General features: G+C 42.5%; 9 protein-coding genes. 4 read left to right on the top strand and 5 right to left on the bottom strand.

Going from position 1 to position 12848, the window contains the following annotated elements; genetic code table 11:
- The first annotated feature begins 62 nt into the window (after positions 1 to 62).
- Positions 63 to 434, top strand: coding sequence for a hypothetical protein (locus HWQ40_RS02635; RefSeq protein WP_292774803.1), 372 nt, complete (start codon positions 63 to 65; stop codon positions 432 to 434).
- 341 nt (positions 435 to 775) lie between these two features.
- On the top strand, positions 776 to 2746 hold the full coding sequence (locus HWQ40_RS02630; RefSeq protein ID WP_292774802.1) for a di-heme oxidoredictase family protein: 1971 nt from the start codon (positions 776 to 778) through the stop codon (positions 2744 to 2746).
- Positions 2747 to 2868: 122 nt separating this feature from the next.
- Here HWQ40_RS02630 and cobT read toward each other — a convergent pair whose 3' ends face one another.
- From cobT to HWQ40_RS02615, 3 genes are all read right to left on the bottom strand, one after another.
- A complete protein-coding gene (gene cobT, locus HWQ40_RS02625) occupies positions 2869 to 4065 on the bottom strand; it encodes a nicotinate mononucleotide-dependent phosphoribosyltransferase CobT (RefSeq protein ID WP_292774934.1) in 1197 nt (398 codons plus the stop codon).
- A gap of 70 nt (positions 4066 to 4135) precedes the next feature.
- Complete coding sequence (locus HWQ40_RS02620; protein WP_292774801.1) at positions 4136 to 4876, bottom strand: DUF2232 domain-containing protein; 741 nt, start codon at positions 4874 to 4876, stop codon at positions 4136 to 4138.
- 13 nt (positions 4877 to 4889) lie between these two features.
- Positions 4890 to 5591 (bottom strand): Crp/Fnr family transcriptional regulator, encoded by a 702-nt coding sequence (locus tag HWQ40_RS02615; RefSeq protein ID WP_104905149.1) that lies wholly within the window; start codon positions 5589 to 5591, stop codon positions 4890 to 4892.
- A gap of 616 nt (positions 5592 to 6207) precedes the next feature.
- Between HWQ40_RS02615 and HWQ40_RS02610 the strand changes: the two genes are divergently transcribed.
- Positions 6208 to 10296 carry a hypothetical protein gene (locus tag HWQ40_RS02610; protein ID WP_292774800.1) on the top strand — a complete coding sequence of 1363 codons (4089 nt, stop codon included), beginning with the start codon at positions 6208 to 6210 and terminating at the stop codon, positions 10294 to 10296.
- A 446-nt stretch (positions 10297 to 10742) separates the two neighbouring features.
- Positions 10743 to 11396, top strand: a complete 654-nt coding sequence (locus HWQ40_RS02605; RefSeq protein ID WP_292774799.1) for a sugar transferase — start codon at positions 10743 to 10745, stop codon at positions 11394 to 11396.
- Positions 11397 to 11475: 79 nt separating this feature from the next.
- Here HWQ40_RS02605 and HWQ40_RS02600 read toward each other — a convergent pair whose 3' ends face one another.
- Positions 11476 to 12312, bottom strand: coding sequence for a carbohydrate ABC transporter permease (locus HWQ40_RS02600; protein WP_292774798.1), 837 nt, complete (start codon positions 12310 to 12312; stop codon positions 11476 to 11478).
- Between the two features lie 214 nt (positions 12313 to 12526).
- Entirely contained in the window at positions 12527 to 12739 is a 213-nt protein-coding gene (locus tag HWQ40_RS02595; RefSeq protein WP_292774797.1) for a hypothetical protein, read from the bottom strand.
- Positions 12740 to 12848: the final 109 nt, after the last annotated feature.

Raw genomic sequence — 12848 nt, 5'->3', positions numbered from 1 at the left:
GTATCGTTAAGGTTGGGAGTAAATTGAATAACATATAGAAAATGTAAGAATAAAGGTATTAAATGGAGCTATTACAGCAGCAGATCCTGACTTTAAGCCAAAAGTTAGATGCCGTGTGCCAAGTAATTGAGCAGCTTGATGGTAAAGTCACTCAAACTTTCTCAGAGTGTTCTTTAGCGAATACACAAGCAAAGGATAATTGCCAACAAAATGGCGCGGCTGGAGGCTACCAGTTTAAAGGACGTAACAATTTAAATCCAGAAATGGAACACAAGGATGTATTGACAGATGGCATTTATCTAGATATGCATCGTCAAGCTGGAGATAACATAACACCAGAAATTCAAATACAACGACTGACAGCGCAATTAACAGCAGCGTACAATCGCATTGCTGCTTTAGAAGAACAATTACTTAGAGAGAGAATTCATTAAATTTAACCTGAAGTTCAACAAATTAAAAAAATGGATTGAGGTAGGTAAGACAAACCTTTAGGTTGAGTATAGAGTGATGGTTTGATAAGCATATACTTAGATACAAGTAAGTAATCCAGCCATCAAATTAATAAAAAAGTTAAACATATTATTACATATCTTTACGTAATAGTGTGATATATCTACCCCTAGGTTTTTAGTTCCTACCTCACTATGAAACAAAAAAAAACAACCCTAAGACTGATGTCATTAGGGTATTGTATGTTTCAAAAACCAAGATTTTTTTCTTAATCTGCGTTTTTCTCATTAGCGTTTTTAGCATCTTGTTATCAAATTGGTTGATGACAAGCCAGACAGCTTTTGCTAAGATCGACCTTTTACAACCTTCTCCTACTCAACCGTTAGGCTATTACGACTATTTCGGCAAACTTCTAAGTCCTCAAGAAGCATCACAACTAGTTGTAAATAAAGGATTTGACCCTAAAAATCCCATTTCCTATCAGCGGATAGGGGCAGTTAAAATTACTAAAGAATTAATTGCAAAAGGCGAAGATATATTCTTCAATCGGAAGATTGGCGATATATTTGGTTTGCAAGGAGTATTCGGTTTTGGACTTGGCATTGCTAAAATTTTGCCAGAATTACAGACAGCAATAGTTAAGTTGCAAGGTCAACCTACAACAAACTTAAAAATTGTTCTTCAGAAGAATATAGCGTTAGGTAGTCGAACTTTTCCCAAAGGAACTGTCATTAATACAGGCTTAAAAATGGAAAAGGGAGGGACTTTTCCCATTGGGCTGGGAATCACACCTAAGATTGATGTTAGCTGTGCTGCTTGCCATGTATCTCTTTCAAATAACGGTGAACGTCTTTTGGGAGTACCTAATGGCGAAATTGCTACGCCCCTGTTAGTTGCCTTATCACCAAATACAGCCGCAGGATTCGCACGATTAAACTTCAACCCTCTAGATCCACAATACCAAGGCAACGGTAAGACTATTATTGACAGTAAAGGTAATAAAGTAAAATTACCTGATCCTGAAAAGTTTGAAAAAGCTTTTGACGATGCAGTATTGGATGTGCCTTTTGGTAATTTTGAGAGTTCTTCAGATAGTATCAACAATACTACTCAAATTCCTAGCATATTCACATTTAAGAATCATCCTTATTTCCTTGATGGACAGTTTGCTGTGGGGCCGTTTGCGGGACTCAGCGCTGTCAGCAACGGTGTTCATTCTTCAGAAAATAATCTGTTGGCAGCTGCTCAACTGAGTGCAGAAACTCTTGGTATTGACCCAGAAGTTTATATTGGTACTTTTCTGCAAAATGCTGCCACTCCCAGCCTACGTTTACCAGAAGGAGTGATAGTAAAACCTTCTGAATGGCTGCGGGGGATAATTGCACCGAATCCTATACAAGCAGAATTAGAAGACCAAATTCCTGCTCCTGGTACAGGAACTTACCCAAATCTGCGCCCCAGTTTATTTACTTACAACGGTTTAGTTTTCAGCCCAAATACTCAAAAGCCCGGTGATATTGCGAGTGGCCCTTTCTTATTTGCTGCCAATGCTATGTCTGCTTTCCAAAATAGCTTAGTACCACCTGCCAACCAGACTTCGGAAAACTGGCAAGCGTTGAACAGCAATTCTGTTAAGCGTGGCGCAAAAGTTTTTGAGAAAGCTAATTGCGCAACTTGCCATATTCCCCCATTCTTCACTGATAACAAAATTCATCCAATTGATGAAATTCGTACTAACCCAGCTCGTGCCCAATCTCGCTTGGGACTAAGTAATTTATTAGTACCACCCAAGCTATACACTTTTAATACTCCTGTTCCCATACCTGCTAAGGCTGAAGTGCTGAATCTACCAACGCAGGGTATCTCTGATACTCCCACAACTCTACCCAAAGGTATATTGCCAAAAGGCGGTTACAAAACTACTACGTTACGTGGTCTTTATTTAAGCGCCCCATATTTGCACGATGGTGGTGCAGCAGTACGAGCAGGAAGCCTAAAAGTTAACTCAAATGGTAGTTTCACGGTTGTCAACAAGAGTGGCTTAGGGCTATCTGGCACTCTTAGCCAAATTATACCTGCCGATCCTGCTAGCAGCTTGCGGGCCCTGGTTGATCGCGATCTTCGTAGTTTGGTTGTGAAAGCCAACAAAGCTAACCCTAGTTTAGTGCGTAGTAACCTTGATGGCACAGGTCATTACTTCTATGTAGATAGACAGTCTGGGTTTAATTCCAACCAGCAAGCAGACCTGATTAATTTCTTGCTGGCACTTGATGACAATCCTGGAAGTTTTTAATAAAGCTACAGCTGATATCATCTGTTAATACCAAGTCGTCTAGTGATACATCATGAACGCGACTTGGTATTACTTTAACTTTAAGTAATAGTAAGACGGCAGCCACATTTTAACATTAATTTTTAGTTCAAGGCAGTACTTAGCCGTTCAAGTTGGGCTTCAATGGCTGCCAAAAGTTGGTTTTGCTGCCAATCTTGGCTAAGATGGGCGGCTATGCAAGCGGCTCCAGCACCCATACCTTCTTTGACAAAGCCCTGCTCATAAGCTCTCAGTTGGGGATAACGAGAATCAGCAAAGCTCAGATGAGTTGCTAATAGAGGAGGGGTTTCTCCACTCGGAGTTAAGCTGTTTTTTCCTAAGTTAAGGGCTAAGTCAACTGTAGCGCCAGTAGGATCTTCAGCCACCCAGCGGGTTGTGCCTACAACTACTGCTTCTGATTGCCATGATAAAGCGTAAGCTTGAGCGATCGCACTCATCAACGCATAAACCGCCAGCATTTGCGTCCCTCCAGCCAGCATCACACCACAACTACGGCTAGCAGCGATCGCCATCCCAGCTACCACCGCTTGCATGGGATCACCCACGGCGGCGACGAGTTGTAGGGGATCTACAGAATTTTGGATTTGAGATTGGAATATCTCATTCTGCTGCTTGCTCCCTGCCCTCTGCCCCCTGCTCCCCTTCATCTTCTCCAGTCCAGCTTGCACTAATGCCCACTTTTGCGCGTGGTTACAAACAGGGTGGCTACTGTTAACTTTTCCGGCAGCATCTATACCTAAACCAGTTAAGATTGCCAGGGCAGTTGTAGTACCTCCGACTACGCACTCACCGACAATCAGATACCCCTGTTGAATATTGGTAGCTAGGCGTTCTCCCCAAAATAGCCCTTGTTCAAACAAGTGGTGTAGTGTTGTAATTTCCATCGCAGCACCTCCACTTAAACACTTAGCAGGAGCGCCACCCAAATCAATTAATGGCACAGCAGGAGTCTGGGGTAAACCAGCATTAAATAAATGAACTGGTATCTTTAGTGACTCAAAGACAGCGCGAGAAATCAGCACAGGTGAAGCCCCAGCCGCCAATGGTGGTAGGGGATATTGGGCTTTATGTTCTGGGCCGTAATACAAAAACTCGGCATCGGCACAAGCTGTATATTTCCGATCCTCTGAAGTGCGACCAGCTGCTGAAATCCCTGGAATTAAACCAGTTTCAGTAAATCCTAAAACACAAGCAAATACGGGTAGACAACCACGATACCTTCGTAGCCATTGTTCACCCTGTTCTTTTTGGGTATAAATACTAATTTGGGAATTGGGCATGGGCAATTGGGCATGGGGCATTGGTTATTAGTTAGGACTGATCGTTTAACCAATGACAAATGACTAATAATTATCCTTCATAATCCATGAGAACTTGTACCCAGTGTGGTGGGCGGGGGATCGGGTTGCCCAGGCGGTCAAAAAGCAACCATGCTGCCAGGTGTACCACAAAAAGGTAAATAAAGTTGTTGAGTATAATTAAAGCGATCGCTCCCACTTGAATCAAAAATATGCTGGGACTCATCAACAAACTTAAGTTAAAAAATACCCACTCAATGAACTCAGTCACCTGAGTAATCACATAAATCCACAGGTCTTCACCCGACAAAACAGACAGCAACCACAGCCTAAAAAAGACTCCTAAAGTACCTAATAGCGTACCCAAAGTGATAGAAACAATCCAGGGAACACGACGACGATACCACGTCGCGCCCAAAAGGACGCCCATGAACCCGTAGGGCATGACAAACAGCAAACTGCGGGCTGGCCCCATCAATACTGTCAGCAGTAACCCAGAGGTGAGTGCTGCCATCCATGCTGCACGTTTGCCCCAACGCAGATAAACTAGAGCGATCGGCACTGGAAAAAATATCCGCAAAACTGGGCCCAAAGGAAAGTAAAAATTAATAAACCAAATTAAGCTAGCGGTACTGGCTAAAAATGCCGTTTCCACCATCCTCAAGGGTGCATCAGCCTTGATTTGAGGAGGCATTAACTGCTGTTCTTTATCTAACCAATGATTCTGAGGAGTTGGAGATTCAAGGGATGGATCTTCCTCCGGTTCATCTGGGAGAGAATCTAAAATACTCATATCTGACAAGTTTTTAAACAATCATTCTTTCTAAGGCTGACAAATCGGGAATACAAATAGTATCTTGATCCCGTTTAATCAAGCCTTTTTTTTCTAGCCTTGTCAATACTCGTGTCACCGTTTCCCGCGCCAGTCCGCTCAAACTACTCAATTCCCGATGAGGTAAATTGGGGATTTCGGTTCCGGTTTGCCCTTTTTTTCCCTGTCCTTCTGCCAAAAATAACAACGTATCTGCTACCCTTGACTGGCTATCAGATTCCCGCAACCGCAATCGGCGATTTACTTGCCGCAAACGTCGTGCCATTAGTTGCGCCAATCGAACTCCCGCCAAGGGTTCTATCTGAAGTAATTTGACAAAATCCTGAGCAGGCATACTACCAATTACCGTTGGGGCCAAGGTAATCACATCCGTGGATCGAGGTGCTTCATCTAGCGCCGCCATTTCACCAAACAATTCACCTTTGCCAATAATATTCAGCGTTACCTCTTTTCCTTCCAGATTGTAGGTGCGAATTTTTACCCATCCGTCCATAATAAAATACACAGAACCACCCCAGTCATTTTCCAGTAGAATCACCTGATTGGCTGGGTGAGTGCGGGTAACAAGATGGGTGAGGGCTGATTCCACAGCAGTTTCTGGCAACCCTTGAAAAAAGGGAGCGGAGGTGATCATCCAGGAATTAGCCTGTGCTTGCAAGCTATATCGATCTTCCATTACGACATCTTTAATTCAAGCTGCTATGTACACACAAAAAACAGGAGCGCCATTTGTAGCCTAAGCTATCATTGGACAGCTCTTTTTCAAAGAAAAAACTAAACTATGCTACACAAGAAAGCGACAAGAAGTTTTTCTAAATAATCTTTACCTATAAGTTTAAACGGGGTAAAAGTTTTGCAAAAAGTAGTTTATAGCCTGCGGTTGTATTGCTTAGGGGCTAGCTGCACTGCAAACTTGATTAGTTATGAATATAGGCAAACAACATTAATGATACTAAAGGGAGTAAATTATTGCTCAGGTATTTTAGCGATTTTCAAAAATAGGCAACCAATGACCTACAAAATTAAGCTTTTCGAGCAAAGGCTGTTGAAGAAGACAAGGAGAGAGGGAGATAAGGAGACAAGTTGCTCTTTGTCTTCTTCGATGAATGAAGATTGCCACGACTCCCAGTAATCCATAACATAATGACAGTCACAAGTGCAAGCAGCGGCTTTTGCCACTCAAAACTTCTCCTATGGTCGACGCTGCACGTAGCAAGATCCCCATAGGGGTACGGTGATTGTAAAGTAATTGTCACATTAGTTGACATAGATTTGTAGGTAAGGTAGGAAAAGTGACTTTTAGTACAGATGAAATTCAAAAGCTGATCGCAGACATTGACAACTTACTTGCCAGCGGTGGCAAGCGCCTGTCTAGATTTCTGTCTGGTCAGGCGCAAGAGCCGAAAGAAGTTTTAGAGCGAATTCGCAACTTCTTGGTGAGGTTACAAGAAAAAGCAGCATTAGAGAGCGGCATCCCAAATCAGTCTTCTGAAGAACCGCGTTCGCCCTTGGCGTTGGCGGAGCCATCGCCTTTGTTAACAAAATTTATTGATCGCGATTATAACCAGTATCCACTACCGCAGCTCGAAGCCAGTCAGGAAGAGAGTACTGTTGGTGCAGGACAATTAAAAAATGAATTTTCGAGATTGATTCAGCCGTTGCGATCGGAATTAGAATTACTCTTGCAAGAGCGAGCCACTCTCATACAAGAAATTCGGCAACTAGAACAAAAGCGTTTGCAAAACTACTCCTTAGCGCAGCAGTTGACAAACCAGGAGCAAATGATTACCGAGTTTTTACAGGTACTCATGAATCGCCTTGTGCCAACTTTAACACCCCTGCTCGGACAGACGAGGGAAAATTCCACCAGTTCTTCAGGAGGAATTAATTACGCAACCTCTGCAACTCAATCTTTGTTAGAATCCTCTAACGATGTAGAGCGCTTAACCCAGCTAGCTAGGGAGTTGGATCAACGCCTATTATCACTAGATGGGACGGTGAATGTAGTCTTTGAAGCACTACAGCGTAACATTAATACTTATTACGAATCCCTGTCGCAAGCACTGGCAAGAATGCATAGCAAGGGGATGCAAGGCGAACAGCTGATGGCCAGCTTTGTCAACAATTTGACCCAGCATTTGCAACAAGAATCCCCTAGTTCGCAGTCATCTTTGCTGGGAGGAGAATCTGAGACACTACCATCATTGACTGAGCCAGCCGAGATTGCTGCTGGAGTTGCGCCCCAATCCTTCGAGCTTGTACAGCCAGAAACTTCATCTCCACTCACAAATGAGCAACAGGAGACTACCCTCACAGAGGATCTAGATGCAGTGCTATTGCAGCTTGGTCTAGACTCATCTGAATATTCTCAAACCCCGACCGAATTACCGCAAGATGTTTCTGCGGCAATTGGTGATGAAGTAGACCAACTTTACGCCAGTTTGTTTGATGCTGGTGATGTTAACAATTCCAGTCTCGATGTTCCCACAAATGACTTATCTGCTTCTACAGCCTCTCCATCACCGTTGAACATCGCACAGCCTCCGCCTGTCTCTCCAATCGTGGATTCTGCGATTGTGACACCGGAAACGGATCTTCCAATCCAAGATTTAGGAGAAATCACAGATTCATCAGAGCCACAGGAAGAACTATTTTTTGCAGAGGATACTGACCTAGACTCACCTCTTAGCTTTTCTACTCCACAAATAGACAGTTTGCCACAAATCAGCACTCAGCCAGCTAGTGTTGATACAATTAATACCCTAACTGACTTATTGCCTGATGCTGGTAGCGAACCGCAATTGCTGGAAGTCTCATCTTTTGGGGATAATGCCACAGCTAGAGCAACTGACCTATTGCCTGATACCGATAATAAACTGCAACTGCTGGAAGTCTCATCTTTTGTGGATAATGCCACAACCACAACACCAGTGACTCCAGAAGTACTAGAAATTGCGTTGGCAGAGCCTACTGAAAGTATCGCCACATCGGAAGTATTAATTAACAACGATCGCTCCGAACTGTCTTCAGATAACTACATTGCTGCTTCACCCCAAGAAAACTTACTTTCTATTGAGTCAAACCAGTCTCCAGCCGTACCAGATATTTCTTTAGATGAAGAACAGTTGCAGCAATTAGATCGGGATTTGGCTAATTTTGATCGCCAGCTAAATTCTGAGTCGCAGCCAGCTACCAACTTGGATGTTTTATCGGAACCACTTGATAACATTCAAAACACAACTTCCCCTGAAAATCTCCAAGTAGCAGAGAATACATCAACTACTGCATTCTCCAGTTTGGCAGTTCCCCAGGTAGAAACTGAAAAAAAGGAAGTCACAACTCCTGTTGCAGAAAGTTATTTACCTCCAATTGCTAACTCCATAAATAATCCAGAAGTTTCGCCCAATGTTTTAGAATCAGTCTGGTATTTAGGAATTGATTTAGGTACAACAGGAATTTCCGCCGCATTATTAAATCGCTCAACTTTTGTTGTACATCCTATCTACTGGTCAGCAGAAAATCCGTCGGGAACAAGTTCCTTTCAACAATCGTTTCGTTTACCAACAGAGGTTTATCTGCCTATAGCTTCTGTACCCCACGGTGAAAACGAAACTATCGAAGCACATGAGCAGACAGCACCTGCGGCTGTTGCCCAAGATAAAGTACCCGATCGCTCGGCTACCACTCCTGCAACACCAAGATCGACAGCAGATCCGACGAAAAATATTCTCTACTCGGCGCAGTTGAAGCCCTATCTCCAAGTAGCCATTCCCTACAAAAGTGAACGACACAAATGGGAACCAGTTTTGCAATTAAATGAATTTTCGGCAGGGCCTTTGATTTGGGTTGTGCGATCGCTCTCTAAATTACTGTTAACTCTCAAATCCGAAAAAACAAGTACCACCCCTAGTTTAGTGGCTGCCGCTGTTGGGATCGGCGAACAAGATTTTCCCCAGATTATCAATAATATTGCTGGTGTAATTTGTACCTGTCCATCTAGCTGGTCGGAACAATACCGCTTTAACGTGCGGGAAGCTTTACTCACTAGCAAACTTATTCAACATCCGCAGCAAGTATTTTTTGTCGAAGAAGCGATCGCTAGTCTACTCCCAGAACTCGATGCTGCTAATGGTGAGCAAGTAAAACTAAGCGATGCTCAAGGTTCTCATCCAGCAAAAACTAGCGAACATCCCATTGTTGGCAACACCCTTGTGATTAACATTGGGACAACTGCCACAGAAATGTTGCTGGTGAATATACCAGAAACCTTGCAGCAATTGACATACAATGATTTCATGCTCCATAGTTTTGCTTATGCTGGTAAGGGTATTGAACAAGATATTATCTGCCAGCTGCTATTGCCACCGAAATCTCGGCAATCACGCCTAGAAACACCAAGCGATGCCTGCGGCGGGCTACGCCTACGCAAAACTACCACGAGTAATCCTTGGCAATGGCAACCCTCAATTCCCGGTTTGGACCAAATGCGTTGGCAGACTTTAGGGTTGGAAGAATTAGAACTACCTAGAGTCGGAGAACCAGATATCACCGCTCGAATTCGTCTCCAACAGCGTCTAGAAAGTTCTCTACTAGGACAGGCAGTATTAGATGCGGCATTAGCCCTAAAACTGATTTTGCAACACCAAGACTCTTTTACCCTAGAATTAGCCGATCAGCGATGGGTTTTGCAGCGACGAGACTTAGAAAGCCAAGTATTTATTCCCTTTGTGCGCCGCCTGAACCGAGAACTTAACAAGTTATTGGTAGCTTGTGGCATCCCCACAGAAGCCATTAATCAAGCTATCCTGACTGGTGGAGTGGCTTGTGTCGGGACGGTGAACCGCTGGTTACGGCAAAAACTTCCCAGCACTAAGATTATTCAAGATTTATATCTCGGCGAAAATGGCGCTCCCAATTGCAGTCGGGTTGCTTATGGTTTGGCGATGCTGCCTCTGCATCCCCAGATTTTAGATATACCCAGGCAACAATACACTGATTATTTCTTGTTTACAGAATTGTTGCGATTGCTACCAGACCGACCCTTATCTTTCGGTGAAGTTATCCAGTTATTTGAGGGTCGTGGGATTAATACTCGCACTTGTCAGCAAAGGCTGCTGGCTTTTTTGTCAGGTGAACTGCCTTCCGGTTTGATACCGTCAGTCATAGAATCAACCTGGCTTACCCAGAGTTCGCAAGAAAATCCTGACTATCAGGCGATCGCCACAGCACCACTTTTTGAAAAACAAGGGAGTCTCACTTATCGTCCCAACTCTCAACAATTGTTGTCTTTGCGTCGCTATCTAGATGCAATTAAGGCTAGTAATCAGCAATCACTAGAGGAACCATATACGGTGAATTTTGCCTTAGAGGTTGATCGTTGAGACTAGTAGATCGCACTAGAAATAAGAATACTACTCAAAATTCCAAATGCTCATAACGTAAGCATTTGGAATTTTACAAATTACTACTATTGATCCGCCAAGTCAACAATGCTTGATTTGAGCGCTTCAGCGCTCAAATCAAGGACTAAAGTCCTTACTACAAACTTATTCCCCATCAAATTTAGTGTGGTGGACTACTAGTACTTCAGGACAGTAATTTTTAGGATATGTACGATACTAGTATCTTTTTATTAGATGGATAAAATACCGTAAATTTACAATCTATCCTTGAATTGAAAGATTCTGTAAATTTTTGGTTTTTGGTTTTTATATCGGTTAAGATTTGTGTACATTAACACTCAGTAGTAGCGGCAACAGCAGTAAAAATCATCTCTATGTCTACACTACTGATGTAAAAACCCCTATCATAACATAAGTTAGCCCTTGTGAATAATCTTTATCTTTATTCAGTTAATTGTTTGCAACAGCCTTCACACCCGTCAACTTTAAGCGTGAGAAAACGATTAATTGACATTGTTGGAGCAATTGTGGGGCTGATTATTACATTTATGGTAGCAATTCCCGTAGCAATTGCTACCTTTATTCATGAGCCAAGTCCAATATTTTATTCCCAAATTCGCTGTGGTTTAAACGGAAAAACTTTCCGCATCTGGAAATTCCGCTCCATGATAGTCGATGCTGACAAACTCAAGCATTTGGTTGAGAACCAAGCCAAAGGTCATATCTTTAAATCCGTTGACGATCCTCGCATTACTCCTGTTGGTAAATTTTTGCGGCGTACTAGCTTGGATGAATTCCCTCAATTTTGGAATGTTTTATTAGGGGACATGAGTTTAGTTGGTACTCGTCCACCTACTCCTGATGAAGTCAGTAATTACGATCTACACCACTGGAATAGATTGCGAGTCAAACCAGGCATTACCGGAGAATGGCAAGCTAATGGACGTTCCAGCATCACAGACTTTGAAACCATTGTCAAAATGGATATAGATTATCAACGCAAGTGGTCTGTAACTTATGACCTGAGCCTGATTCTTAAAACTATCTGGGTAGTCTTGAAAAAGACTGGGGCTTATTAAATTGGGGCATTGGGCATTAATTATTTCTCCCTCATCTCCCTCATCTACCACTTTCTTATTCTGACTTCTGAATTCTTCGTCAACCCTTGACCCCAGTACCAGTTTCCGTGGGAACAATGTAACGTTGTAAAAACAAAAATAGTAATAATACTGGGGCGATCGCAATTACTGAGCCAGCAGCTACCAAGCGCCAGTCAAGAGAAAATGTTCCTGCTAGCTTTGCAACTCCCAAAGGTAGAGTGTATAAATTTTCATCTTGGATGACAATTAAAGGCCACAAAAAGTCACTCCAAGCACCAATAAATACGAAAATAGCTAAAGTTACCAGTGCTGGGCGAACTGCTGGTAACATAATATGCCACCATAATCCTAACTCTGAGCTGCCATCCATCCGGGCCGCTTCTTCTATTTCTTTTGGGACACTCATGAAAGCTTGGCGTAACAGAAAAATACCAAAGGCAGAAGCTAAACTCGGAAAAATCATCCCTAAATAAGTATTTCTCAAACCCATCTGGACTGTCAAAATATAAAGGGGAATCATTACGATTTGGAAGGGAATCATAATCGTAGAGACGATCGCTACAAAAATCCAGTCTCGCCCCACAAATGACAATCTTGCCAACGGATAGGCAGCTAAAGCGCAAAACAGTAGATTTAAGCCCACAGTCAGTACTGACACTAAGGTACTGTTATACAGGTATTGTCCAAAAGGTAGAGAGTTCCATACACTAGAGAAGTTATTTAGTGTTGGCTGACTGGGTAGCAACTGTGGCGGCGACTGAAAAATATTTTCCGTCGGCGATTTCAGGGCTGTACTAATTAGCCATAGTAAAGGAAAGAGCATCAACAGTGCGATCGCTCCCAATAGCGCATACATTAGCAGAATTTGCGATCGTGATTTTTTCCAGTTCAGCATTTGATTAATATAGGAAATTATATTTTTTGAAAATTAAATTATGTCTCATCACAAGCGAGGAGAGGTTAGGACTAGGGTGAAATATTGGGTGGATGCTCACCCATTTTGACGCATATTTTACGTACACGAATCAATTGCAAACGATTCATTTTTAAAGCCAAAATTGTTGATCTTCCTACAGATGTAATTCCGACAATTTCTGTAGCATCATCATTCAAAGCAAAATAGTATGTCCACAATTGCTGTTGTGGATTAAATAATTTAACCTAATTTTGAGAATTGGGGTTTGCAAGTTATCTCGATTTAAACCAATCAATAATTCCGAATCTCCAGACAAGTTGGTTAGCTGTTGGTAAGTTTCTAAATCTAACAGTACTCCAACTTTTTCTCCCTGTGCGTTAGTGACATACTGAACTGAGTCAGACATGGCTTTACTTTAAAATTTGATTAATTTTATCGTAACCTATGATCAAAAATCTAGTTAAATCAAGAGTTGCAGTTCACATCCCCTACTTATTAAATAAGTCAGGGATATA

The organism is Nostoc sp. NMS9, from assembly GCF_017114995.1.
Taxonomy (GTDB): domain Bacteria; phylum Cyanobacteriota; class Cyanobacteriia; order Cyanobacteriales; family Nostocaceae; genus Nostoc.
Note: the sequence above shows the minus strand (reverse complement) of the source record. Positions and strands in the feature narration are given on the sequence as shown.

What these genes read in the sequence shown, in the direction of transcription:
- HWQ40_RS02635 (WP_292774803.1), top strand. Translation starts at nt 63, where the DNA reads ATGGAGCTATTACAGCAGCAGATCCTGACTTTAAGCCAAAAGTTAGAT.
- HWQ40_RS02630 (WP_292774802.1), top strand. Translation starts at nt 776, where the DNA reads ATGACAAGCCAGACAGCTTTTGCTAAGATCGACCTTTTACAACCTTCT.
- cobT (WP_292774934.1), bottom strand. Translation starts at nt 4,065, where the DNA reads ATGCCCAATTCCCAAATTAGTATTTATACCCAAAAAGAACAGGGTGAA.
- HWQ40_RS02620 (WP_292774801.1), bottom strand. Translation starts at nt 4,876, where the DNA reads ATGAGTATTTTAGATTCTCTCCCAGATGAACCGGAGGAAGATCCATCC.
- HWQ40_RS02615 (WP_104905149.1), bottom strand. Translation starts at nt 5,591, where the DNA reads ATGGAAGATCGATATAGCTTGCAAGCACAGGCTAATTCCTGGATGATC.
- HWQ40_RS02600 (WP_292774798.1), bottom strand. Translation starts at nt 12,312, where the DNA reads ATGCTGAACTGGAAAAAATCACGATCGCAAATTCTGCTAATGTATGCG.
- HWQ40_RS02595 (WP_292774797.1), bottom strand. Translation starts at nt 12,739, where the DNA reads ATGTCTGACTCAGTTCAGTATGTCACTAACGCACAGGGAGAAAAAGTT.